Source organism: Janibacter sp. Y6 (assembly GCF_040900765.1).
GTDB classification, from domain to species: Bacteria; Actinomycetota; Actinomycetes; order Actinomycetales; family Dermatophilaceae; genus Marihabitans; species Marihabitans melonis.
Genome location: NZ_JAKLYZ010000002.1, coordinates 429333 through 450732, shown reverse-complemented (window position 1 = coordinate 450732; position 21400 = coordinate 429333). Strand labels below are relative to the sequence as shown.

Genomic DNA, 21400 nt, shown 5'->3' with positions numbered 1-21400 from the left:
GCTCGGATCACCTCTTGATCAGGGGGGACTTGAGGCCGCCGTCGACCTTGTCGGCCTCGTTGAAGAAGTCCTCGCGGTAGATGTCGCGGGGGAAGAGCCGCTTGGACATGAGGACCTTGAGCGCCGACTCGACCATGAGCGGCGGGCCGCACAGGTACCCGGCGCAGCCGGAGAGCTTGTCGTGGTCGGCGGCGATGACGTCCGTCACCAGCCCGTAGCCGTAGCGGTCGGGGTCGTCGCCCGAGGCGGCGACCTCCTCGGGGGTCTCGTCGGACAGGCACGGGCGGAAGGTGAAGCCCTCGTGCTCCTCCTCGAGCGCCCGGAAGACGTCGACGTCGTAGAGCCAGGCGCGGGAGCGGCCACCGGCGTAGAGGGTCAGCTCGCCCTCGTACTCGCCGTTCTCCAGGGCGTGGCGCACCATCGACTTCATCGGGGCCATCCCGGTGCCGCCGCCGACCATGATCCCGTGGCGGTCGTCGCCGGTCTTGAGCACGAAGCGCCCGTACGGCCCGGAGAGCTTGATCTGCTGGCCGACGGCGAGGTCCTTGAAGACCCAGCCGTCCGACCCGCGCCCGCCCTCGACCTTGCGGATGTGGAACTCGAGGGTCCTCGTCTGCGTGGGCGGGTTGGCCATCGAGTACGTGCGGTCGACCTCGGGGCCGTCCGCGCACGCGGGGACGAGCAGCTTCATGTACTGCCCGGCGTTGAAGCCCATCTCGCGGTCGAGCTCGACGACGAGGCGGCGGGTGTCGGTCGCGATGTCCTCGAGCACGGTGACCGTGCCCGTGTAGTCGTCGACGGGGAAGACCTCGAGGTCCTCGTCGACGTCGAGGTCGGCCTCGATCGTCACGTCGGAGCGAGGCTTGGCGCAGCAGGTGAGCAGCTTCTCCTCGCGCTCGAAGTCCATGAGCGCGAAGGAGCTGGCCTGGCCGTGGTCCACCTCACCGTCGAGCCACTCGCTCTTGCACGTGGCACAGGTGCCGTGGGTGCACGAGTGGGGCAGCCACACGCCGTTGCGCAGGCAGGCCTCCAGGATGGTCTGGTCCTCGTCGCACTCGATCTCGCGACCGAGCGGCTCGACGGTGATGGTGTACCGCGTCATGACAGTCCTCGCTCTTCGTGGGTACCGCCGGGGCGGCCGCGCTCAGGCGGCCGCGCCCCGCATGGACAGCGTGGCCTTGTGGGCGATGCCGAGGTCGGCGAGCGACTTCTGCGGGTCGGGGGCGAAGGGCTCGCCCCCGAGGGTCCACTCGAAGTCGCTCCAGTCCTTGCCCTCGGCGAGCTCCGGGTCGGTGCCCGCCCACGGCACGATGAGCTGCGACCAGAAGTCGCCGAAGGTCATCGAGCGCGGGGCCCGCTGCGTCACCGCGGAGCACAGCCACGGGTTGTCGCGCCACCACACGTGGACCATCTGGTCCTCGCCGTAGAGCTCCTGGCGCGAGCGCGACGGGAAGTCGTACGCACCGATCGTCTTCAGAGCCATCTCAGCTCCTCCCCTCGGCGGCCACGGCGGCCGCGTCGTCGTTGGCGGCAGCTGTGGCGTCGGCGGCGGTGCCGTCGTCGGCGGCGGTGCCGCGGCCGTGCCACTTCTCCCAGTTCTGGTGGTCGACGGAGCCGATGTACTCGCCACCGTCGCCCTCCTGCAGGCCGTACCAGTCGAGGACCTCGGGCACGCTCGGACCGCCGCACGCGCCCTGGAAGATCTGGTGCACGGGCAGCCAGGCCTGGACGTACTTCTCGGGCTCGCGCTCGAAGATCCACTGGCAGCCGTCGGAGCAGGTGTTGTACAGCTCGCCCTCGTGCTCGGACTCGCGCTGGACGATCTCGTCCGAGCCGTCGGTGGCGCGGAAGAGCATCGGCACCTGGCAGACCTGGCACAGCTGGGGCAGCCCGCGGTAGAAGGTGCGCCCGCCCTCGGCGACGATCTTCTTCTCCTTCTCCCACAGCGGGAGGAAGTCCTTGGTGAAGGCCTCGCCGTAGTTGTCGGAGAGCCACTGCAGGTGCTCGTCGTCGGGGACGGTCGTCGTGAAGGACGCGGCGAAGGCGAACTGGTAGAGCGTCCAGTAGACCTCGTGGCTGAGGATGTCCTTCTCGGCGATCGCGTCGTCGACGTGCTTCGGCGGGCGGATCCCGTAGAACTCGAGGTCCTTGAAGAGACCGCCCAGCATCTGCTCCTCGAAGTAGAGCTCGAAGCTCTCCTTCCAGCTCATGACCTTGCGCGGGAGCATGTAGTCGAGCATCTGGGCGATGAGCGCCGTGACGCGGTAGCCCCGCCAGAACCACTTGTCGACCCACGCCTGGACGATCGGGACGTTGTCCTCGTCCTGCTCGAGGATGAACTTGATCGCCTCGAGGCCGAGCGTCATGTGCCGCGACTCGTCGGACTGCGCCGAGAAGCCGAAGGTCATCGTCGGCAGGTCGCCGTTGAAGGACGCCCCCGACATGAAGGGCACGAAGAGCAGGTTGGTCAGCAGGTACTCGAAGGAGAAGCCGACGGCGATGAGGAACTCGAAGGGGCCGGCGGTGAGGGCGTCGTCGAAGAAGGACTTCGGGACGGAGAGGTACCAGACGCGGTCGTACATCTGCACGTAGTTGTGGAAGCCGCCGTAGTACTTGTTGTAGTTGCTCAGCGTGTGCGTCTCGGTCTGGAAGTGACGCATCTCGTCGATCGACTGGCACATCGCCGCGAAGCGGGGGCCAGGACCGGCGAGGTGACGCGCGAGGAAGGCGAAGTGGCGGTGGGCCGCGTACTCCAGCGGCGTGACACCCTGGATGAAGAGCTTCATCGCGTTGAGGTAGTTCGCGTCGGTGAGGGAGAGGTGGCCCTGCCCCTGGGCGAAGCCGTCGAGGACGGCGTAGAGGCGCTTGTCCTTCTCGGCCTGGTACTTGCAGTATGCGTCGATCGTCAGGCGGAAGGGGTCCTCCCAGGCCGCCCAGTCGTGGATCTTGATCCCCTCGAACTCGAGGTAGGGGAACATCTCGTCCTTCTCGACGTAGCTCGGCTCCCAGTCCAGGTCACGGGTGAGCGCCTGGTAGCGCGACTTCATCGAGAGCTTGCGGGTCTTCTTCGGGGCGATGGTCATGATGATCGGTCCTCTCAGTGGTCCCAGGCGATGACGATCTCGTCGTCATCCCATTCCTGGATGTGTCCGAAGTAGCTGACGATGGCCACCTGGAACTCGTGGGTCTCCCACGGGCGGCCGAGCTTTTCCTCGACCGTGGCCTGCCGGATGACGAGGCGGCCGGGGGCGGCGATGCGCACGAGGCCGGGCGAATGGGTGAGCTCGGCCTCGGGGTTGTCGGCCTCGATCGCCTCGATGACCCCGCGGTTGTTCTCCGACTCCTGGATGTCGACGCCGACCTTGCGCGTCTGGGTGGTCTCGCTCATGGGTGCCTCCTCAGGCGGTCGTGGGGACGACGTGGGCGGCGCGCAGCTGCTCGGCCTTGGCCGCAAGCGCCTCGACGGCGCCGGCGTCGAGCAGGCGGTCGATCTTCTCGGCGACGGGGCGAAGGGCGATCTCGGCCGAGCCGAGGGCCTCCTCGACGGTCGAGGCGAGCAGCTCGGTGTTCTTCGCACCGGTCTGCGGGTCCTCGCGCCACGTGACGAAGAGCTTCTCGATCCACGTGCGCTGCTCGGCGAGCCAGCCGGCGAGGTGCTGCATCGCCAGCGAGTACGCCGCTGCGCCTCCGGTGACGGCCTTGTCCTCGAGGTGCACGTAGAGCAGGTCGTAGAGCATCTCGTCGAGGACGTAGAGGGTGACGAGCCCGACGCCCCAGTCGTCGACGCAGATCGTCTTCTCCATGTGCTCGCGCAGCGGCTGCAGCGCATCGTCCTCGAGCCACGTCGTCTTCGCCGTCGCGAGCTGGTCGGCCGTGCCGCCGCCCAGTGCGATGCCGATCCGGGAGATGACCTGGGCGTTGCCGGTGCGGTCGAAGCCGGCGTAGCTGAGGCACTGGGCCAGGGCCGAGCCGTTGCTGAAGCGGGCCGCCGCCGTGAGGATCAGCTGCGCGCCGCTCTCGTAGTGGCGCATCGGGATGACGACCTCGGAGACGACGTCCTTCCAGTCCTGGGGCAGCCGGCCGAGCAGGTCGCGGTCCTCGATGTAGTCCAGCGAGGTCTTGAAGCTGTCGTAGGCCTCGGCGCGGTTGGCGACGTACGGCGCGTAGTAGTACTGCCGCGGGTCGAGGAAGGCGTTGGGGTCGCTGAGGGCGAAGGCGCTGAAGTCGTCGCCGAACAGCTGGGCCTGCGGCGCCCACATCGGGGCGTAGTGGAAGTTCTCCTTGGGCTGGATGTTGACCGAGCCCTCCTGGTACCGGGTGGCCGGCCGGTCGCCGAAGATCGCGGCGACGTGGTCGAAGGTGTGGCGCTGGGTCTCGATGACCTGCGTCTTCAGCTCGTACTGCACGGTGTCCTCCTGGGTGGGCGTGGGTCAGGAGGCGACGGGGCGGTGCGCCCCGGCCTCGACGATGAGTCGGACGAGCAGGTCGGGCAGGGCGTCCGCGCTGTCGAGCTCCTGCGGGAGCTCGCTGTCGAAGCCCTGGCCGACGAGGCGCCCGTAGGCGATGCCGTCCTCGAAGGTGGTGGAGATGCGGGCGGCCCGCTCGTCCATGCGCACCTCGAAGGCGAGCTCGCTGGGCAGCGTCTCGTCGACGAGGGAGAGGTGGTGGCGCTGCGGGCCGAGCACCGCGTTGGCCTCGCACAGCAGCTGCTCGGCGAGGGAGCGGATGGCGACGTGCCGGTCGGCGCCGGTGCCCGTGGAGATCCGCTGGCTGATGCGGGTGGTCGGCATCGGCGCGATCGCGCCCACGTCGGGCTGGTCGTCGGCGTCCACGCCGACCACGTCTGCCACTCGGAGCATGAAGGGGGTCATCGTGCTGACTCCTCGGTCCGTTGCGTTGCGTGGCTCCCGGCGAAGGGAGGGCACGTCGCCGGCGTCGTTGCACGGCGTGAGAGGGACGTTAGGAGCGGGTGGGCGCGGGCACGATCCGCTGAGCGCAGCCGCTGTCCGGGGAGCGCACCCACCCTCACGGGCGGGCTTCCCGCCCCCTTCGCGCCGGCGTCCCGCGTCGGTCCTGGCGTCCCGATGACGTTCCCCGGTGCGGAACGCGTCTCGGTGATCGCTTCCCCGGGTACCCCCCGGGTGCTCATACTCACGAGACGAAGGAGGTGAGGTGCGATGCGGCACCTCCACGAGAGCACGCCCACCTTCTCCGACTGGGAGGGCGTGCACGACGCGGTCGCCAACGCCTACTTCCCCCATGCCCTGCGGCCGCGGGCGGCGGGGTCCGCGGACCTGCCGGCCCGCACCGAGCTCGAGGTCGTCGACCTCTCCCTCGTGCGCCTCGCGCACATGCGCTTCGGCGGCACGGTCGAGATCGTCAGCGAGCACCCGGGCGGCATCGCCATCAACCTCCAGGTGCGCGGGTCGATGGAATCGGTGCTCGGCTCCTCCCGGGTGACGACGACCCCCGGGCAGGCCGCGACCTTCCCCGCCGACACCCCGGCCCGGCTGCCGTCGTGGACCCCCGACAGCGTGATCCTCGGGCTGCGCGTCGACGAGGACTACCTCGCCCGCGAGGCCGAGCGGGTCCTCGCGCGCAAGGGCCTGGCCCTGCCCCGCGTCGTCGACCTCACCGGGCCCGAGGGGCGGGCGTGGGTGGGGATGGCGCGCTCGACCCTGCGCAACGCCCGCGACTGCGGCGGCGTGCTCTACCAGGACCCGCGGGTCGCCGAGTCGGTCGCAAGCATGCTCGTCACCGGCCTGCTCCTCGCGGCCGTCCCCGAGGAGGCGGCGGCGAGCACCCGCCCGCGTCCGGTCCACCGTGTCATCGAGGCGATGGAGGCCGACCCCGCCCGGCCGTGGTCGCCGGCCGACCTCGCCGAGATCGCCGGGTGCAGCGTGCGCCGGCTGCAGCAGGCCTTCCGCGAGCACGTCGGCACCTCGCCGCTGGCCTACCTGCACGACCTGCGCCTCGACCGGGTGCGCGTCGACCTCGCCGCCGGCGCCCGCCCGGTCACGGATGTCGCGATGCGCTGGGGCCTGCACCACATGGGCCGCTTCGCCGCCGACTACAAGCGCCGCTTCGGCGAGCTGCCGAGCCAGACCGCCGCCCGCGCCGCCTGACCCCTTCGCCCCCTCCGTCCCTTCGCCCGCCCCACCCCTTCGCGCAGCCCACCCCGGGCATGCCGAAGGGGACCCACCACCTGGTGGGTCCCCCTTCGTACGTCCTGGGTCGCGATGCCCCCCGCTCTGCCGCGGGCTACCACGCAGTACTGGTCGTGATCGCGACCAGTACTGCGCCGTAGCGCGGGGGCGAAGGGGGTCAGCGCACGGCGTCGGCGCCGGCCTGGGCGACCTGCTTGTCCTGCGCTGCGCTCCCGCCCGAGGCACCGACGGCGCCGACGAGCTCGCCGTCGACGACCACCGGGACGCCGCCGCCGAAGGCCGCGACGCCCTCACGACCGGCGATGCCGTCGCGGACCGCGGGCTCGCCCTCGATCGCCGCGTACAGCTCGTCGGTCGGGGCCCCGCCGAAGCAGACGACGGTGCGCGCCTTGTCCCTCGCGATGTCGCCGGATCCGGCGAAGGCCCCGTCCATCCGGGCGAAGGCGAGCAGGGCGCCGCCGGGGTCGACGACCGCGACGTTCATCGACGCCCCGATCGCGGCGGCCTGCGTCAGCGCGGCGTCGACCGCGGCCCGGGCGCCGGCGAGCGTGAGCGTCGCCGACGTCCGGGTGTGCGCGTCGTGCGCCCCGCTCACGTCAGGACGGTGGTGAAGCGCTCGTTGAGCTCGCGGGAGTGGTAGAAGATCCCCCTGCCGATCTGGTCGACCGTCCACACCGTCGTCGGGCGGTCCGGGAAGGCGAGGTAGCCGCCGGAGAAGACCTCGTTGCGGTTGCCCGACGGGTCGAAGAAGTAGACCGTCTGGCCGCGGGTGATCCCGTGGCGGGTCGGGGTGACGTCGATCGGCACGTCGTCCATCGTCATGAGGTCCGCCGCACGGCCGACGTCGTTCCAGCTGTCGAGGCGGAAGGCGAAGTGGTGCAGCTTGCCCTGCGGTCCGCCGATGACCGCCAGCTGGTGGATCTGGTTGTTCGACGTCATCCACGTGCCGACGAGGTCGTGGTCCTCGTCGAGGCTGGTCTGCACCCGCTCGGTCGCGTAGAAGCCGAAGACGTCCCCCAGCATGCGCTCCATGAGCTTCGGGTCCTCGGTCGTGATGAGCGAGTGGTCGAGCGCGGGGGCGCCGATACCGACGAGGTGACGGGGGAAGGCGTCGGGGTTGTGCGAGCCGACCTCGGTGCCGTACGCCGTGGCCTGGTGGTAGACCTCGAAGACGTGCTCGCTCGGGGTGGTGAAGCGGATGCCGTCGCCGATCTCGGGGTTCTCCCCCTTCGCCATCCGCTCGACGGTCAGGCCGAAGGCCTTCGCCTTGGACTCGATGTCGTCGATGTCGGACTCGTGCTCGACCTTCCAGCCGTACTTGACGACGCCGACGCCGCCCTCCTCGAGGACGAGGGAGTGGTGGTCCCACTCGTCCCAGCCCTTGTAAAAGGTGCGCTTGGCACCGTCGGCGGCCGTGTCCGAGTGGGTCTCGTACAGGCCGAGCGTGCTCGCGTAGTGGTCCTTGGCCTCGGCCATGTCGGTGACGCGCACGTGCGCGTACCCCAGACGCATGATTCCCATGGGTTACTCCTTCTCGGTGCCGGCCGCCAGCGCCTGGGCGCGCTCGCGCGCCTTGGCGTTGATCTGGCGGAGGATCGGGTTGACCAGGCGCAGCTCGCTCGTGCGCATCTGGATGGTGATGTCCGAGTCCGGGACGGCTCGGCAGCTCAGGCAGGTCCCGTCGGTGCGCTCGTCCGCGCTCACGACGGAGTCGGCGACCGGCCGGTTGTAGGTGAAGTCGCCCTCGAGGACGTCGAGCTTGCAGATGCCGCAGCCCCCGCGCTTGCACCCCACGGTGTAGGCGTACCCGGCCTTGTACAGGCCGGACAGCACCGTCTCATCCGGCTCGAGGTACACGACCTCGTCCAGCGCGGGGATGGACACGTGGGGCACCGGCGCTCCTTCGCGGTCGGTCGACGGCGGCACCAGCGCCGCTCTCCCCGTGAGAGTGCCCGGGCGAAGGGGGGAGCCTCCACGCGCGTTCGCGCGTGCGGAACGTCGGGCCAGGACCGCCTCCGTGGGCGGCGACCGGCGGCTCGCCCGGCTCAGCCGTAGGTGTCGCGCGGGCCGCGCATGCCCGGGGCCCGGCGCGGGCCCTTCTTCCACGACGGTGCGCTCGGCCCGACGACCCGCAGCTCGACCACCGTCTCGGGGCCGACCTCCTCCGCGAGCCGGCCGAGGATGCTCGAGGTGAGCAGCCGCAGCTGGGTGGCCCACGCCGTCGAGTCCGCGCGCACCGTGAGGACGCCGTCCTCGAAGGACACCGGAGCGCTGTGCTCGGCGACCTGCGACCCGACGAGATCCGGCCAGCGCGACATCACCGAGCCCGCCGCGACGTCGGTGCGCCACCCGCGGTCGGCGATCATCCGCTCGATCTGGTCGCCGAGCAGCTCGGGGTCGCGCCCGGTGGGGATCGCCGACCCCTCCGGCTCCATCCCCCGACGCACCCGGCGTCGGCGCGGCTTCATGCCCGGGCGCAGCCCGCGGCCCGCGGCGACGGCCCGCGCCCGCCACAGGGCCGTGGCCGCGGCGTCCTCGACCTCGCCGAGCGCCTCGTCCTGCGCGGCACCCTCGTCCTGCGCGGCACCCTCGTCCTGCGCGGCGTGGTCGTGACCGGCGCCGAGACCTCCGTGCGCCCCGGTCCCGGGCTCCTCGCTCGACCCGCTCATGCCGGGCTGACCTCGCCCTTCGTCACCGCGAAGCGGGCACCGCTGAGCTCCTCCGGCACGTCGGCCCCGACGGCGGCGGTGATGAGCACCTGCTCGGAGCCGGCGACGAGACCCGCGAGGCGGGTCCGGCGGCCCGAGTCGAGCTCGGCGAAGACGTCGTCGAGGACGAGGACGGGGTCGTCGTCGAGGTCGTGCTGGAGCAGGCGGTAGGCGGCGAGGCGCAGCCCGAGGGCGAAGGACCACGACTCGCCGTGGCTCGCGTACCCCTTCGCCGGCATCTCTCCCAGCGCCAGGGTGATGTCGTCGCGGTGCGGCCCGACGAGGCTCACGCCGCGGTCGAGCTCCTGATCACGGACCTGGGCCATCCCCTCGAGCAGCTCCTCACGCAGCCGTTCGACCGGCGGCACGTCCTGCGCGCTCTCGAAGCCCTCGGCGAGCGCCTCGCCGACCGGGCCGGGGATCGAGGAGCGGTAGCGGGCGGTCGCCTCGCTGACGCTGGCGCTCACCTCGCCGTAGGTCTGGGTGAGGTGGGGGACGAGGTCGGTGAGCAGACGCAGGCGGGCGTAGAGCAGCTGTGCGCCGACGGTGGCGAGCCGGTCGTCCCAGATGTCGAGGGTGCGCATCGCCTCCTCCCGGGCGGCGCCCGGGTCGACGCCCTCGGGCACCCGGGCCCGACGGCCACGGCCGCGCTTGTCGGCGCCGGCCTGCTTGAGCAGCGCCGAGCGCTGGCGCACGACCTTGTCGTAGTCGCCCCGGACCCCGGCCCAGCGCGGCTGGCGCTGGACGAGCAGGTCGTCGAGGAAGCGGCGGCGCTGGTCGGGGTCGCCCTTGACGAGCGCGAGGTCCTCGGGGGCGAAGAGCACGGAGCGCACGGTGCCCAGGACGTCCCGGGTGCGGGGGAGCGGCGAGCGCCCGAGCTTGGCCCGGTTGGCCCGGCCCGGGTTGATCTCGAGCTCGACGACCTGCTCGCGACCGTCGCGCACCACCGCGGCACGGATGATGGCCCGCTCGGCACCGACCCGCACGAGCGGCTGGTCGGTGCTCACCCGGTGGCTCGAGAGGGTCGCGAGGTACCCGATCGCCTCGACGAGGTTGGTCTTGCCCTGGCCGTTGAGCCCGACGAGGGTCGTGATGCCCGGCTCCAGGGCGAGATCGGCCGCCGCGTAGCTGCGGAAGTCCCCGACCGTGAGGTGCCGGACGTGCACCTCAGCTGGAGCTGCGGGTGGAGCGGGTGCCCGACGTCGGGCCCTTCGAGCCGCCGGTGCTGCCGCTGCCCGAGGAGGGCCCGGCCGAGGCGGCCTTGCGCCCCTTCGCCTGCGCGGTGCCGGCGTCCTTCGTCGGCTTCTCCTTCTTCGCGGCCTTGCGCTGAGTGGTCTTCGCGTCCTTCGGACCGGTCGCGGCCTCGGCGCGCAGCTGCTCGCCCTCGGCGGTCGTCATCACCTGGTGCCCGCCGAACTGGCCGCGCAGCGCGGCGACGGCCTGCATCGTCGGGCTGGAGTCCTGGCGCGAGGCGAAGCGGGCGAAGAGCGAGGCAGAGATGACGGGCATGGGCACGGAGTTGGCGATGGCCTCCTCGACGGTCCAGCGGCCCTCGCCCGAGTCGGCGGTGTAGTCGGAGACGTCGTCGAGCGTGGGGTTCTCCTCGAGCGCCTTGACCATGAGGTCCAGCAGCCAGGAGCGCACGACGGTGCCACGGCTCCACGCCTTGAAGGCACCGGGCACGTCGGTGACGATGTCCTTCTTCTCGAGCAGCTCGTAGCCCTCGGCGTAGGCGTGCATGAGGCCGTACTCGATGCCGTTGTGGACCATCTTCACGTAGTGGCCGGCGCCGACGGCACCGGCGTGCACGAAGCCCTCGTCGCGCGGGCCCTCGGGGCGCAGCGCGTCGAAGATCGGCATCGCCCGGGTGACATGCTTCTTCAGCCCGCCGACCATGAGGCCGTAGCCGTTCTCGAGACCCCAGATGCCGCCGGACACCCCGCAGTCGAGGTACCCGACACCCTGCGCCTTGAGCATCTCGGCGTGCACGGCGTCGTCGCTGAAGCGGGAGTTGCCGCCGTCGATGACGAGGTCGCCCTCGTCGAGGCGTTCGGCGAGGTCGGCGACGACGGAGCGGGTGATGTCACCAGCCGGCACCATGACCCACACGACCCGGGGCGGCTCGAGCTGGTCGATCATGTCCTGGACGCTCGTGCTGTCCGAGATGGACTGGTCGCGGTCGTACCCGACGACCTCGTGACCGGCGCGGCGGATGCGCTCGCGCATGTTGCCGCCCATCTTGCCCAGGCCGATGAGTCCCAGCTGCATGAGGTGCTCCTTGGTGTGTCGACGTTCGGGTCGGGGGTGCGGGGTGCCCCGCCCGCGCGCGGCGGGCCGGGCGAAGGGGGGTCAGCCGGCGAGTCGCACGGGCTGCAGGACGTAGCGGTAGGTCGTGTCGAGCTCGCCGTCCTGGCTCGTCTGACCCGTGATCATCGCGGCCTTGAGCGCGCCGGTGAAGGACATCCGGGTCCACTCGGTGCCGAGCACCCCGAGCCCGTCGAGGAGGTAGCCGGGGTTGAAGGCCACGGCGATGTCCGGGCCGGTGACGCTCGCCTCGAGCGCCTCGGAGGCCTGGGCGTCCTCGCCGGTACCGGCCTCGATGGCCAGCTGGCCCTCGGAGAAGCGCAGGCGCACCGGGGTGGTCCGCTCGGCGACGAGGGCGACGCGCTTGACCGCCTCGATGAGATCCGCGGTCGCGATGACGGCCTCGGTCTCGCTGCTCGTCGGGAAGATCTTGGCGACCTTCGGGTACTCGCCGTCGAGCAGCCGAGAGGTCGTGCGGCGCTGCCCTGCCTCGAAGCCGACGAGCCCGTCACCGCCTGCCGCGCTGCCGAGGGCGACGTCGATCGTGCCGACGGCACCGAGCGAGCGGGCGGTCTCGGAGAGGGTCCGTGCCGGGATGAGGGCGACGTGGCTGGCGTCGGAGGTCCGCGGCGACCACGTGATCTCGCGCATCGCGAGGCGGTAGCGGTCGGTGGCGAGCAGGGTCATCCGGTCGCGGTCGACCTCGACGCGCACACCGGTGAGGATCGGCAGCGAGTCGCCGCGGTCGGCGGCGATGGAGACCTGGGCGACGGCCTGGGTGAAGACGCTGCCGTCGATCGAGCCCGAGCCCTCGGGCGCGGTGGGCAGCGTGGGGTACTCGTCGGCAGGCATCTGCAGGAGGGCGAAGCGCGAGCTGCCGCACGTCACCTGGACCTTCGTGCCCTCGGTGGAGACGTCGACGGGTCGGCCCGGGAGGTTGCGGGAGATGTCGGCGAGCAGACGGCCGAGCACGAGCACGGTGCCGGACTCCTCGACGTCGGCGGCGACGGTGATCCGGGCGGAGACCTCGTAGTCGAAGGCCGAGAGGGTGACCGTCCCCCCTTCGTCGGCGGAGACGAGGACACCGGCGAGGACGGGGACCGGCGGGCGGGCCGGCAGACCACGAGCAACCCAGGTGACCGCCTCGGCGAGGACGTCACGCTCGACGCGGAACTTCACGAGTACCTACCCATTTCCCGCGCGGAGCCTCCGCGCGTGTGCGATGACAAGTGTGTCACCCGTCTCGGCTCGCATGATCACCGCACGGGAGCCCAACCCTAGATCCACAGCAGGTCGGTCCGCCATGCGTGGGGACGAGAGATGAGGTGGAGAGGACTCATCGTTGTCATAGGTCGTGTGGACAGTGGGGACAACCCGCTGCGAGGGGCCTGCAACCCGCTCGTGGGGCCGATCTGCGTCCGCCGTGGGGTGTGGACGACCTGTCGACGCAGATGTGCACGAACGCGTGGGGGATGTGGACGACGACGGGGCGTCCTCATGCCCTCTCGGTCCGTCCACATCTGTCCACAGGCTCGTCCGCAGGGATGTGCACCGATCTTGTGGTGTCCGGGGCGCGTGACCGTGGTGGCCGCTGTCCACAGGTGTGTGGACACGTGCGGCTCGTGGGGATGTTGTGGACGGGACCGGGCGTGTTGCCCGCGTCCGCACCGCGATCGCTGGGTGCACAGAGTTGTCCACAGCCTGTGGATCTGTGGACAACTCGGGGGACAACGTGCCTCGACCCGGTCGCCGGCGGTGGGGACGGCAGAGGAAGGGCACTCTTCACACAGGTGTGGACAACTGCCGTGGACAGGGTCGCCAGGACGGCCGCGACCCGTCGTCGGGTCTCGCGGCGGCGCCGGCACGGCGGTCTAGCTGTTCGCCTGCTGCTTGATGCGGTTGGTCAGCTCGGTGACCTGGTTGTAGATCGCGCGCCGCTCGGCCATGAGCTCGCCGATCTTGCGGTTCGCGTGCATGACGGTCGTGTGGTCGCGCCCGCCGAAGAGCTTGCCGATCTGGGGCAGCGAGGCATCGGTGAGCTCGCGGCACAGGTACATGGCGATCTGCCGGGCGGTCACGAGCACGCGGCTGCGCGAGGCGCCCTGAAGGTCCTCGATCGTCAGGCCGAAGTAGGCCGCGGTCTGCGCCATGATCGTCGCGGCATCGATCTCGTTGGGCGCCTCGTGGGGGATGAGGTCCTTGAGCACGATCTGGGCCAGACCGAGGTCGACCGGCTGCCGGTTGAGGCTGGCGAAGGCGGTGACGCGGATGAGCGCGCCCTCGAGCTCGCGGATGTTCGTCGAGATCCGGCTGGCGATGAACTCGAGGACCTCGTCGGGCACCGACAGGCGCTCCTGGATGGCCTTCTTGCGCAGGATCGCGATCCGCGTCTCGAGGTCGGGCGGCTGGACGTCGGTGAGCAGCCCCCACTCGAAGCGGCTGCGCATGCGCTCCTCGAAGCCCTGGAGCAGCTTGGGCTTGACGTCGCTGGTGATGACGACCTGCTTGTTGGCGTTGTGCAGCGTGTTGAAGGTGTGGAAGAACTCCTCCTGCGTCTGCATCTTCCCCGACAAGAACTGGATGTCGTCGATGAGCAGCACGTCGACGTCGCGGTAGCGGGCCTGGAAGGCGGCCGCCTTGTCGTCGCGGATGCTGTTGATGAAGTCGTTGGTGAACTCCTCGGAGTTCACGTAGCGCACCTTGACGTGCGGGTAGAGGTTGCGCGCGTAGTGACCGATCGCGTGGAGCAGGTGGGTCTTGCCCAGCCCGGACTCGCCGTAGATGAAGAGCGGGTTGTACGCCTTGGCCGGCGCCTCGGCGACCGCGACGGCGGCGGCGTGGGCGAAGCGGTTGCTCGATCCGATGACGAAGGTGTCGAAGAGGTACTTCGGGTTGAGCCGGGTCAGCTCGACGCTCTCGGGCTGGGTCGTCCCGCGCCCGGCGCGGCCCGCGTTGGCGGCCGCCGTCTCGCGCGTCGTCATCGGGTCGCCGACCGGCAGCGGGTCCTGCGTGGCCAGACCCTGGCGAAGGGGGAGGACGTCCGCCTCGTCGCGCGGCGACCCGTCGGCGGAGGACTCCGGCAGGTGGTCCTCGCCGTCCTGGTGCAGGTCCGGGTCGACGGTCACCGCGATCCGCACCTCCTGCCCGAGCTGGGCGGACAGGGCCTGGGTCAGCTGCATCCGCAGGCGCTGCTCGACGAACTCCTTGCTGAAGTCGTCGGGCACGGCGATGAGGGCGGTGCTGTCGAGGAGGCCGACGAGCTGGGCGTGGGTGAGGAAGGCGCGGCGGCCCACGGGCACGCCGTCGGCGTCGAGGGAGTCGAGGGTGGAGCGCCAGACCTGTGCGAAGTCCATGTCGGCGTCAGCCACGCTCTACCACCTCGGTCGGTCCGGCCGGTCTCGCCGCGGGGGCGACGGACATGTCGTCGTCATCCTCGCGTCCACGGCAGACCGGTGTCCACACGCTTGTCCACAGGCTGTGGGTACCGAGGGGGATGAAGGGCGACGCTAACAACTCGGCGTCCCCCCGGCAAGCCGGTCGGCACAACTGCGAGATGTCGTCGGCGTGTCGCGGGTGCGGCCGAAGCCGGTGCTGGCACCCTGGGGTGTTTGTCGCGCCCGCGCGTGCTCCCTCGCGTGGTTTGACCGGGTCGAGCGGGCTGCCGTAACCTGGCAGACGGCCTGATCGGCCGCTTTCGCATGCCCATGATCGCGCGCCCCCCGCGGACGAGCCACGTGGGCCTCCGATCGCGGCTGATCCACGAACCCCACCCGGACGTGCCCGATCGTCCGACGACACATGGAGTACCGCGATGAGCAAGCGCACCTTCCAGCCGAACAACCGTCGCCGCGCCAAGACGCACGGCTTCCGTCTGCGCATGCGCACCCGCGCCGGCCGCGCCATCCTGGCCAACCGCCGCGCCAAGGGGCGCGCCAAGCTCTCCGCCTGAGCAGACCCTCCCGTGTTGCCCGCGCAACACCGGCTGACGGAGCGCGGGGAGTTCACGGCGACGGTCCGTGGCTCCGGCGCTCGACGCCAGGGCTCGCGGCTGCTCGTGGTCCACGCCCGTCACACCGACGCGCGGTCGGCACTGCCACCGCGCGTCGGTGTCGTCGTGTCCAAGGCCGTGGGCAACGCGGTCGTGCGCAACCGGGTCAAGCGTCGGCTGCGCGCCCAGGTGGCGCCCCTCCTGCCGGCCGTGCCGAGCGGGACCGATCTCGTGCTGCGGGCCAACCCCGCCTCCGGGAGCGCCACCTCCGCGCAGATCGGCCGCACCCTCGGCTCGGCCCTGGCCTCCTTGGGCCTGACCGAGCCCTCTCCCACGGAGCCCACGCCATGAGCGGGAGCCGGGCTGCGGCCCCCTTCGTCCTGCTCGTCCGGGGCTACCAGCGCTACCTCTCCCCGCTCCTGCCGGCCCGGTGCCGGTACTACCCGACGTGCTCGGCGTACGCCGTCACCGCGCTGCGCCGCTTCGGGCCGGTGCGTGGTGGGTACCTCGCGGCGCACCGGATCGGACGCTGCCACCCGTGGTCGCACGGAGGTGTCGACTTCGTGCCCGACACGTGGGCCGAGCGCGGCTCGCCCGAGCTGACCCGGCCGCGGCTGGGTGACGACACCCCGGCCCTCAGCGAGGCCGATCTCCAGACCTCCCGGCGCCGCCTCGGCGCACCCCGACAGCGAAGGATCACCTCCCCGTGAGCTTCAGCGACATCATGTATCCCTTCGAGTGGCTGGTCGCCTGGATCATCGTCCTGTGGCACAAGCTGCTCGTCGTCATCGGTCTGCCGAGCGACAACGGCTGGACGTGGACGCTGTCCATCGTCGGTCTCGTGCTCGTCATGCGTGCGGCGCTCATCCCGCTCTTCGTCAAGCAGATCCACGCCTCGCGCAAGATGCAGCTCATCCAGCCCGAGATGCAGAAGATCCAGAAGAAGTACAAGGGCAAGAAGGACCCCGAGTCCCAGCAGAAGATGCAGCAGGAGATGATGTCTCTCTACCGGGAGACAGGCACCAACCCGCTCGCGTCATGCTTGCCGATCCTCGTGCAGTCGCCCTTCTTCTTCGGCCTCTTCCGCGTCCTCAACGGCCTCGACGAGATCGCCAGCGGCGAGCGTCAGCCCATCGGACCGCTGACCAAGGCCCTGGCTGCCGAGGCCGAGAAGTCGACGATCTTCGGGGCCCAGCTCTCCGACATCTTCCTGGGCGCGAACACGCTCAACGTCCAGATCGTCACGGTCGTCCTCATCATCCTCATGTCGGCGACGACCTTCACCACCCAGCACCAGCTGATGCGCAAGAACATGCCGACCGCTGCGCTCGAGGGCCCCTTCGCCCAGCAGCAGAAGATCATGCTCTACCTCTTCCCGATCATCTTCGCCGTCTCCGGCATCAACTTCCCGATCGGTGTCCTCATCTACTGGTTCACGACGAACCTGTGGACGATGCTCCAGCAGTTCTACGTCATCCGCCGCATGCCCGCGCCGGGCTCGGCCGCGGAGAAGGCGATGCACGAGCGTCGCCGCAAGGCCGGCAAGCCGCTGGACACCCCCGAGGAGGAGCGCGAGCGGGAGCACGACGCCGAGATGGCCGAGGAGCTCCGCGAGAAGGGCGTCATCTCCGGGCAGCGGGTGCAGCCCAAGAGCAAGAAGCGCTCGAAGAAGGACGGGACGAAGAAGAAGCCCGGCCCGCCCCCTGGCTCGTCGTCGACGGCGACCGCCACGAAGAACCCACGCAACGACAGCTGATCCCCCTTCGTCCCCCGGGCGCTGCGCCCGACTTGCCTGCGACAGGAGCACCACCCATGACCGAGACCACGACCCCCGAGACGACGACCGAGGAGGCCTCGAGCCAGGCGCCCGCGGGTACGCGTCAGTCCGCACTGGTGCGCGAAGGGGAGGTCGCCGCCGACTTCCTCGAGACGCTGCTCGACATCTGCGACCTCGACGGCGACATCGACCTCGACATCGACGGCGACCGGGCCGCGGTGGCCATCGTCGACTCCGAGGACGGCCGCGTGCCGCGTCGCCTCATCGGCAGCGACGGCAAGGTCCTCGACTCGCTCCAGGAGCTGACGCGCCTCGCCGTGCAGTCGGCCACCGGTGAGCGCAGCCGCCTCATGCTCGACATCGCCGGTCACCGCGCCGGCCGTCGCGCCGAGCTCGTCGAGATCGCCCGCGACGCTGTGCGCCGCTCGCGGGAGTCCGGCGAGGAGATCTCGCTCGAGCCGATGTCGGCCTTCGAGCGCAAGGTCGTCCACGACGAGGTCCTCGCCTCCGGTCTGAGCTCGGAGTCCTCGGGCACCGAGCCGCGGCGCTACGTCGTCGTCATCCCCGAGGCCGGCACCCAGGCCGAGGCCGACGACGAGCAGGACGCGTCGGCCGACGCCGACGCCTGAGCTGCTCGTGGACCACGCCCCTGAGGCCACGGAAGGCGCTCACCGGTTCTTCGGTGAGCGCCTTCCGCGCGCCACGGCCTTCGCCGACATCCTCGCCGACACCGGGGTGAGCCACGGGCTCATCGGTCCGCGCGAGGTGCCGATCCTGTGGGAGCGGCACATCCTCAACTGCGCGGTGATCGAGGACGCCTTCCCCAGCGGGGCCCGGGTCGTCGACGTCGGCAGCGGTGCTGGTCTGCCCGGCGTCGCGATGGCGATCGCCCGTCCCGATCTCGAGATCCACCTCGTCGAGCCGATGATGCGGCGGACCGAGTGGCTCGACGGTGTCGTCGCGGACCTGGCTCTGGAGAACGTCACGGTGCACCGTGCGCGGGCCGAGGAGATGCACGGGGTGCTCAGCGGCCCCTTCGTCACCGCGCGCGCCGTGGCCCGGCTCGACAAGCTCGCCCGCTGGTGCTTCCCGCTGCTCGACGACGGCGGGCAGCTCGTCGCGATGAAGGGCCGCTCCGCGCAAGAGGAGCTCGACGCCGTGATGCCGACCCTGCGCAGGCTCGGCATGACCGCCGCCGCGGTGAGCGAGCACGGCGCCGCGGTGCTCCCCGAGCCCACGACGACGGTCGACTGCACCGTCACCCCCCGCAAGCCCGGGACGAAGCGCCCCCGCCGCCGCTGACCCCCCTCCGCACCGACGGCCCGTGTTTCACGTGAAACACGGGCCGTCCCGCGTCTGGGGCGGGGTGAGGGCTGGTGGTGATTGAGGTGCGCGGAAGAAGTCCGTGGTGGTTGAGGTGCGACGAAGGAGCCTCGAAACCACCCGACCCAGTCGCGACGGCTTACGGTCGTCGCGGTCTCACCCGCGATCCTCTGGATGGCGCCTGACGTCGGCACGTGCACCTGGCACGCGGTATATCCCGTGTCAGGTGGACGTATCGACGTCAGGTCGAAGTCGGCCGTGGTCGAGGTGCGGCGGAAGGGTCTCGAGCCACTGTCCGCAGGGGCCGGCCCGGTGGTCTCGAGGCTCGGGCGCTGGGCGCCCTTCGCACCTCGACCAGCAACGGTGTTGGTGGTCGAGGTGCGACGAAGGAGCCTCGAAACCACCCGGGACGGTCGCGATGGGCTCACGGTCGACGTGCTGAGCTCCGAAGCCGCGACGGATGGTCAACACGACGCCTGTGGTCCGGTGGTCTCGAGGCTAGGGCGCGGGGCGCCCTTCGCACCTCGACCAGCAACCGTCTTCGTGATCGAGGTTGGGGCGTGTCGTGCTCTGTGCGATGCCAGCGAGAAGATCCAGGCCCGGGAGACGCCAGGAGAGCTCTGGCACGCTGATGTTTCACGGGAAACATGATGCGCCTACCTCGTAAGCCCGGACCGCACGCGCGAGATGGGTTGTACGCCAGGCGTCGTGTTTCACGTGAAACACACGCACACCGGCCTGACGCACGAGCCCATCTACCCGCTTTGGCGTGTCGTCGCCCGGTGACGTTGAATGGAACGGCTTCATCGAGGAACGGAGAGAGCGTGCACGACGCCGCACCCACTGATCGACCCACCGGTCGTCAGGTCGTCCCAGGGATGGGGTGGCCCGCACTGCCGGCCCCCTCGGAGTCCGAGCCCATCGGCTGGCAGGGAGAGCGGGTGACGCCGCGCACGCCGGACACATCGGTTGCACCGAGCGGCGCGTCGCCCGAGCAGGCCGCCGCGAGTCCTGTTTCACGTGAAACGTCGGCGCCGAGCGACGAGGTGGACGCCGAGGACGTGCCCAAGGGCGCGGCCGTGGACGACGCGGCAGAGGACGAGTCACCGGTCCTCGCCGCGGTGAACGCCGACAAACGCGCCCGCGCCCGTCTGGCGTCGAAGACCTTCCCCACGCCGGACCGCACCCGCGTCATCACCGTCTCCAACCAGAAGGGCGGGGTCGGCAAGACGACGACCGCCGTCAACCTCGCCGCCGCCCTCGCGCAGAACGGCCTGACGGTCCTGCTCGTCGACACCGACCCGCAGGGCAACGCGAGCACGGCGCTCAACATCGACCACCACGCCGAGGTCCCGAGCATCTACGACGTGCTCATCGAAGGCACGCCGATGGCCGACGTCATGCAGCCCTGCCCCGACGTCGACGGCCTGTGGTGCGTGCCCGCGACGATCGACCTCGCGGGGGCCGAGATCGAGCTCGTCTCCCTCGTGGCCCGGGAGTCGCGGATGCGCGGCGCCCTCGACCAGCTCGCCCGCACCCGGGCCGCGCGTGGTGAGCGACGCATCGACTACGTCGTCGTCGACTGCCCGCCGAGCCTCGGCCTGCTGACGGTCAACGCCTTCGTCGCCGCGCAGGAGGTGCTCATCCCCATCCAGTGCGAGTACTACGCGCTCGAAGGCCTCTCGCAGCTGCTCAAGAACATCGACCTCATCCAGACGCATCTCAACCCCGAGCTGCACGTCTCGACGATCCTGCTGACGATGTACGACGGCCGCACGAACCTCTCGCGCCAGGTCGCCGAGGAGGTCCGCACCCACTTCCCCGACGAGGTGATCGGGGCGACGATCCCGCGCTCCGTCCGGGTCTCCGAGGCCCCGAGCTTCGGTCAGACGGTCATCACGTACGACCCCCAGAGCTCTGGGGCCCTGGCCTACCTCGAGGCCGCAGCTGAGATCGCCGACCGCGGGGTCGGCACCGACGGACAGGACGGCCAGGCATGAGCGAGAAGCGACGCGGACTCGGACGTGGGCTCGGCGCCCTCATCCCCGACGCCAGCACGGCGCGCAGCCGGCCGGTCGACGTCTTCTTCGCCGAGCGGGACGCGAGTCCCGCCGCAGGCGCACCCACGGACGGCTCGAGCGCCCCGAACACCGCTGCGGGCATGCTCGCCGCCGCGCAGAAGGCCCCGATGGGCGAGCCCACCGCGGCGCACGACGCCCCGCACCACGTGGAGCACCCCGAGCCGGCCCCGACGCAGGACGGTCTCGCGCCCGTCCCCGGTGCCCACTACGCCGAGATCCCCGTCGACGCCATCCGGCCCAACCCGCGTCAGCCGCGCACCGTCTTCGACGAGGACGACATGGCCGAGCTGGTGCACTCGATCCGCGAGATCGGTGTCCTGCAGCCGGTCGTCGTGCGTCCCCTCCCCGAGGGCGCGGACGCGCAGGACGGCGTGCGCTTCGAGCTCATCATGGGCGAGCGTCGCTGGCGGGCGACCCGCGCTGCGGACCGCGAGAGCATCCCCGCGATCGTCAAGGCTACCGAGGACGACGACCTCCTGCGCGACGCGCTGCTGGAGAACCTCCACCGCTCCGAGCTCAACGCGCTCGAGGAGGCGGCCGCCTACCAGCAGCTGCTCGACGACTTCGGCTGCACCCAGGACGAGCTGGCCACCCGCATCGGCCGCTCCCGCCCGCAGATCAGCAACACGCTGCGCCTGCTGCGCCTGCCCCCGCTCGTCGCCCGCCGCGTCGCCGCCGGCGTGCTCTCGGCCGGGCACGCCCGCGCTCTGCTCTCCCTGCCCGACGGCGCGAGCATGGAGCGCCTGGCGCAGCGCATCGTCGCCGAGGGCCTGTCCGTGCGCACCGTCGAGGAGATCGTCGCGCTCGGCATGGAACCCGAGCGCGAGGCGCGCCGCTCCTCCCCGCGCCTGCCCGCCCCCGAGCTCGACGACCTCGGCGCCGCGGTGAGCGACCACCTCGACACCCGCGCGAAGATCTCGATGGGCGCCAAGAAGGGCCGGATGACGATCGAGTTCGCCTCGATGGACGACCTCACGCGCATCCTCGAGCGGATCGGCATGGACAGCACGCACATCGTCTGACGACGCGAGATCCGTTGCAGCGCAACGGTT

23 protein-coding genes are annotated in these 21400 nt (G+C 70.8%); 9 read left to right on the top strand and 14 right to left on the bottom strand.

Features of this window, described 5'->3' with window-relative positions:
- Positions 1-7 precede the first annotated feature (7 nt).
- The 6 genes from L6241_RS07080 to L6241_RS07055 are packed head-to-tail and all read right to left on the bottom strand — an operon-like array spanning position 8 to position 4832.
- A complete protein-coding gene (locus tag L6241_RS07080) occupies positions 8-1102 on the bottom strand; it encodes an NADH:ubiquinone reductase (Na(+)-transporting) subunit F (RefSeq protein ID WP_368245521.1) in 1095 nt (364 codons plus the stop codon).
- A 42-nt stretch (positions 1103-1144) separates the two neighbouring features.
- Entirely contained in the window at positions 1145-1483 is a 339-nt protein-coding gene (locus tag L6241_RS07075) for a phenol hydroxylase subunit P4 (protein WP_123093632.1), read from the bottom strand.
- Between the two features lies 1 nt (position 1484).
- A complete protein-coding gene (locus L6241_RS07070; protein WP_368245520.1) occupies positions 1485-3083 on the bottom strand; it encodes a YHS domain-containing protein in 1599 nt (532 codons plus the stop codon).
- Positions 3084-3097: 14 nt separating this feature from the next.
- Positions 3098-3388: an MmoB/DmpM family protein gene (locus tag L6241_RS07065; RefSeq protein WP_252976056.1), complete on the bottom strand. Its 291-nt coding sequence runs from the start codon at positions 3386-3388 to the stop codon at positions 3098-3100.
- A 10-nt stretch (positions 3389-3398) separates the two neighbouring features.
- Entirely contained in the window at positions 3399-4406 is a 1008-nt protein-coding gene (locus tag L6241_RS07060) for a hypothetical protein (protein ID WP_368245519.1), read from the bottom strand.
- A 24-nt stretch (positions 4407-4430) separates the two neighbouring features.
- Positions 4431-4832 carry a hypothetical protein gene (locus L6241_RS07055; RefSeq protein WP_251720055.1) on the bottom strand — a complete coding sequence of 134 codons (402 nt, stop codon included), beginning with the start codon at positions 4830-4832 and terminating at the stop codon, positions 4431-4433.
- A gap of 345 nt (positions 4833-5177) precedes the next feature.
- Here L6241_RS07055 and L6241_RS07050 point away from each other — a divergent pair, with 345 nt between their 5' ends.
- The gene (locus L6241_RS07050; protein ID WP_368245518.1) at positions 5178-6125 is read left to right on the top strand and encodes an AraC family transcriptional regulator; all 948 of its coding nucleotides are present in this window, start codon (positions 5178-5180) and stop codon (positions 6123-6125) included.
- A 199-nt stretch (positions 6126-6324) separates the two neighbouring features.
- Here L6241_RS07050 and L6241_RS07045 read toward each other — a convergent pair whose 3' ends face one another.
- The 8 genes from L6241_RS07045 to dnaA all read right to left on the bottom strand — a co-directional run bounded on the left by L6241_RS07045 (position 6325) and on the right by dnaA (position 14532).
- On the bottom strand, positions 6325-6762 hold the full coding sequence (locus L6241_RS07045; RefSeq protein WP_123093627.1) for a heme-binding protein: 438 nt from the start codon (positions 6760-6762) through the stop codon (positions 6325-6327).
- Positions 6759-7688 (bottom strand): catechol 2,3-dioxygenase, encoded by a 930-nt coding sequence (locus L6241_RS07040; RefSeq protein WP_368245517.1) that lies wholly within the window; start codon positions 7686-7688, stop codon positions 6759-6761. The genes L6241_RS07045 and L6241_RS07040 overlap by 4 nt, the downstream gene beginning before the upstream one ends.
- Positions 7689-7691: 3 nt before the next feature.
- Positions 7692-8060, bottom strand: coding sequence for a 2Fe-2S iron-sulfur cluster-binding protein (locus L6241_RS07035; protein ID WP_123093625.1), 369 nt, complete (start codon positions 8058-8060; stop codon positions 7692-7694).
- A gap of 152 nt (positions 8061-8212) precedes the next feature.
- Positions 8213-8836 carry a DUF721 domain-containing protein gene (locus L6241_RS07030; protein WP_368245516.1) on the bottom strand — a complete coding sequence of 208 codons (624 nt, stop codon included), beginning with the start codon at positions 8834-8836 and terminating at the stop codon, positions 8213-8215.
- Entirely contained in the window at positions 8833-10041 is a 1209-nt protein-coding gene (recF, locus tag L6241_RS07025; protein WP_191681612.1) for a DNA replication/repair protein RecF, read from the bottom strand. Before recF ends, L6241_RS07030 begins: the two co-directional genes overlap by 4 nt.
- Before the next feature lies 1 nt (position 10042).
- Positions 10043-11143, bottom strand: coding sequence for a phosphogluconate dehydrogenase (NAD(+)-dependent, decarboxylating) (gene gnd, locus L6241_RS07020; protein WP_368245515.1), 1101 nt, complete (start codon positions 11141-11143; stop codon positions 10043-10045).
- Positions 11144-11224: 81 nt separating this feature from the next.
- Positions 11225-12358: a DNA polymerase III subunit beta gene (gene dnaN / locus L6241_RS07015; protein ID WP_068270893.1), complete on the bottom strand. Its 1134-nt coding sequence runs from the start codon at positions 12356-12358 to the stop codon at positions 11225-11227.
- 692 nt (positions 12359-13050) lie between these two features.
- The gene (gene dnaA, locus L6241_RS07010) at positions 13051-14532 is read right to left on the bottom strand and encodes a chromosomal replication initiator protein DnaA (RefSeq protein WP_123093622.1); all 1482 of its coding nucleotides are present in this window, start codon (positions 14530-14532) and stop codon (positions 13051-13053) included.
- A gap of 458 nt (positions 14533-14990) precedes the next feature.
- Here dnaA and rpmH point away from each other — a divergent pair, with 458 nt between their 5' ends.
- The 8 genes from rpmH to L6241_RS06970 all read left to right on the top strand — a co-directional run bounded on the left by rpmH (position 14991) and on the right by L6241_RS06970 (position 21370).
- Positions 14991-15128: a 50S ribosomal protein L34 gene (gene rpmH, locus L6241_RS07005; protein ID WP_068270888.1), complete on the top strand. Its 138-nt coding sequence runs from the start codon at positions 14991-14993 to the stop codon at positions 15126-15128.
- Positions 15129-15140: 12 nt separating this feature from the next.
- Positions 15141-15518 carry a ribonuclease P protein component gene (gene rnpA / locus L6241_RS07000; RefSeq protein ID WP_368245514.1) on the top strand — a complete coding sequence of 126 codons (378 nt, stop codon included), beginning with the start codon at positions 15141-15143 and terminating at the stop codon, positions 15516-15518.
- Positions 15515-15877: a membrane protein insertion efficiency factor YidD gene (gene yidD, locus L6241_RS06995; protein ID WP_368245513.1), complete on the top strand. Its 363-nt coding sequence runs from the start codon at positions 15515-15517 to the stop codon at positions 15875-15877. The genes rnpA and yidD overlap by 4 nt, the downstream gene beginning before the upstream one ends.
- On the top strand, positions 15874-16923 hold the full coding sequence (gene yidC, locus L6241_RS06990; protein WP_068270880.1) for a membrane protein insertase YidC: 1050 nt from the start codon (positions 15874-15876) through the stop codon (positions 16921-16923). The genes yidD and yidC overlap by 4 nt, the downstream gene beginning before the upstream one ends.
- A 56-nt stretch (positions 16924-16979) precedes the next feature.
- On the top strand, positions 16980-17573 hold the full coding sequence (locus tag L6241_RS06985; protein WP_368245512.1) for a protein jag: 594 nt from the start codon (positions 16980-16982) through the stop codon (positions 17571-17573).
- A gap of 7 nt (positions 17574-17580) precedes the next feature.
- A complete protein-coding gene (rsmG, locus tag L6241_RS06980) occupies positions 17581-18246 on the top strand; it encodes a 16S rRNA (guanine(527)-N(7))-methyltransferase RsmG (protein WP_368245511.1) in 666 nt (221 codons plus the stop codon).
- A 962-nt stretch (positions 18247-19208) separates the two neighbouring features.
- Entirely contained in the window at positions 19209-20267 is a 1059-nt protein-coding gene (locus L6241_RS06975) for a ParA family protein (RefSeq protein WP_368245510.1), read from the top strand.
- The gene (locus L6241_RS06970) at positions 20264-21370 is read left to right on the top strand and encodes a ParB/RepB/Spo0J family partition protein (RefSeq protein ID WP_368245509.1); all 1107 of its coding nucleotides are present in this window, start codon (positions 20264-20266) and stop codon (positions 21368-21370) included. The genes L6241_RS06975 and L6241_RS06970 overlap by 4 nt, the downstream gene beginning before the upstream one ends.
- Positions 21371-21400 lie beyond the last annotated feature (30 nt).

Bases quoted from the DNA above. Each gene is read 5' to 3' on its own strand.
- L6241_RS07065 (WP_252976056.1), bottom strand. From the start codon at position 3,388: ATGAGCGAGACCACCCAGACGCGCAAGGTCGGCGTCGACATCCAGGAG.
- gnd (WP_368245515.1), bottom strand. From the start codon at position 11,143: ATGCAGCTGGGACTCATCGGCCTGGGCAAGATGGGCGGCAACATGCGC.
- dnaA (WP_123093622.1), bottom strand. From the start codon at position 14,532: ATGGACTTCGCACAGGTCTGGCGCTCCACCCTCGACTCCCTCGACGCC.
- L6241_RS06970 (WP_368245509.1), top strand. From the start codon at position 20,264: ATGAGCGAGAAGCGACGCGGACTCGGACGTGGGCTCGGCGCCCTCATC.
- L6241_RS07040 (WP_368245517.1), bottom strand. From the start codon at position 7,688: ATGGGAATCATGCGTCTGGGGTACGCGCACGTGCGCGTCACCGACATG.
- L6241_RS07080 (WP_368245521.1), bottom strand. From the start codon at position 1,102: ATGACGCGGTACACCATCACCGTCGAGCCGCTCGGTCGCGAGATCGAG.
- yidD (WP_368245513.1), top strand. From the start codon at position 15,515: ATGAGCGGGAGCCGGGCTGCGGCCCCCTTCGTCCTGCTCGTCCGGGGC.
- L6241_RS07050 (WP_368245518.1), top strand. From the start codon at position 5,178: ATGCGGCACCTCCACGAGAGCACGCCCACCTTCTCCGACTGGGAGGGC.
- rpmH (WP_068270888.1), top strand. From the start codon at position 14,991: ATGAGCAAGCGCACCTTCCAGCCGAACAACCGTCGCCGCGCCAAGACG.
- L6241_RS07070 (WP_368245520.1), bottom strand. From the start codon at position 3,083: ATGACCATCGCCCCGAAGAAGACCCGCAAGCTCTCGATGAAGTCGCGC.
- L6241_RS07075 (WP_123093632.1), bottom strand. From the start codon at position 1,483: ATGGCTCTGAAGACGATCGGTGCGTACGACTTCCCGTCGCGCTCGCGC.
- L6241_RS06985 (WP_368245512.1), top strand. From the start codon at position 16,980: ATGACCGAGACCACGACCCCCGAGACGACGACCGAGGAGGCCTCGAGC.
- L6241_RS07030 (WP_368245516.1), bottom strand. From the start codon at position 8,836: ATGAGCGGGTCGAGCGAGGAGCCCGGGACCGGGGCGCACGGAGGTCTC.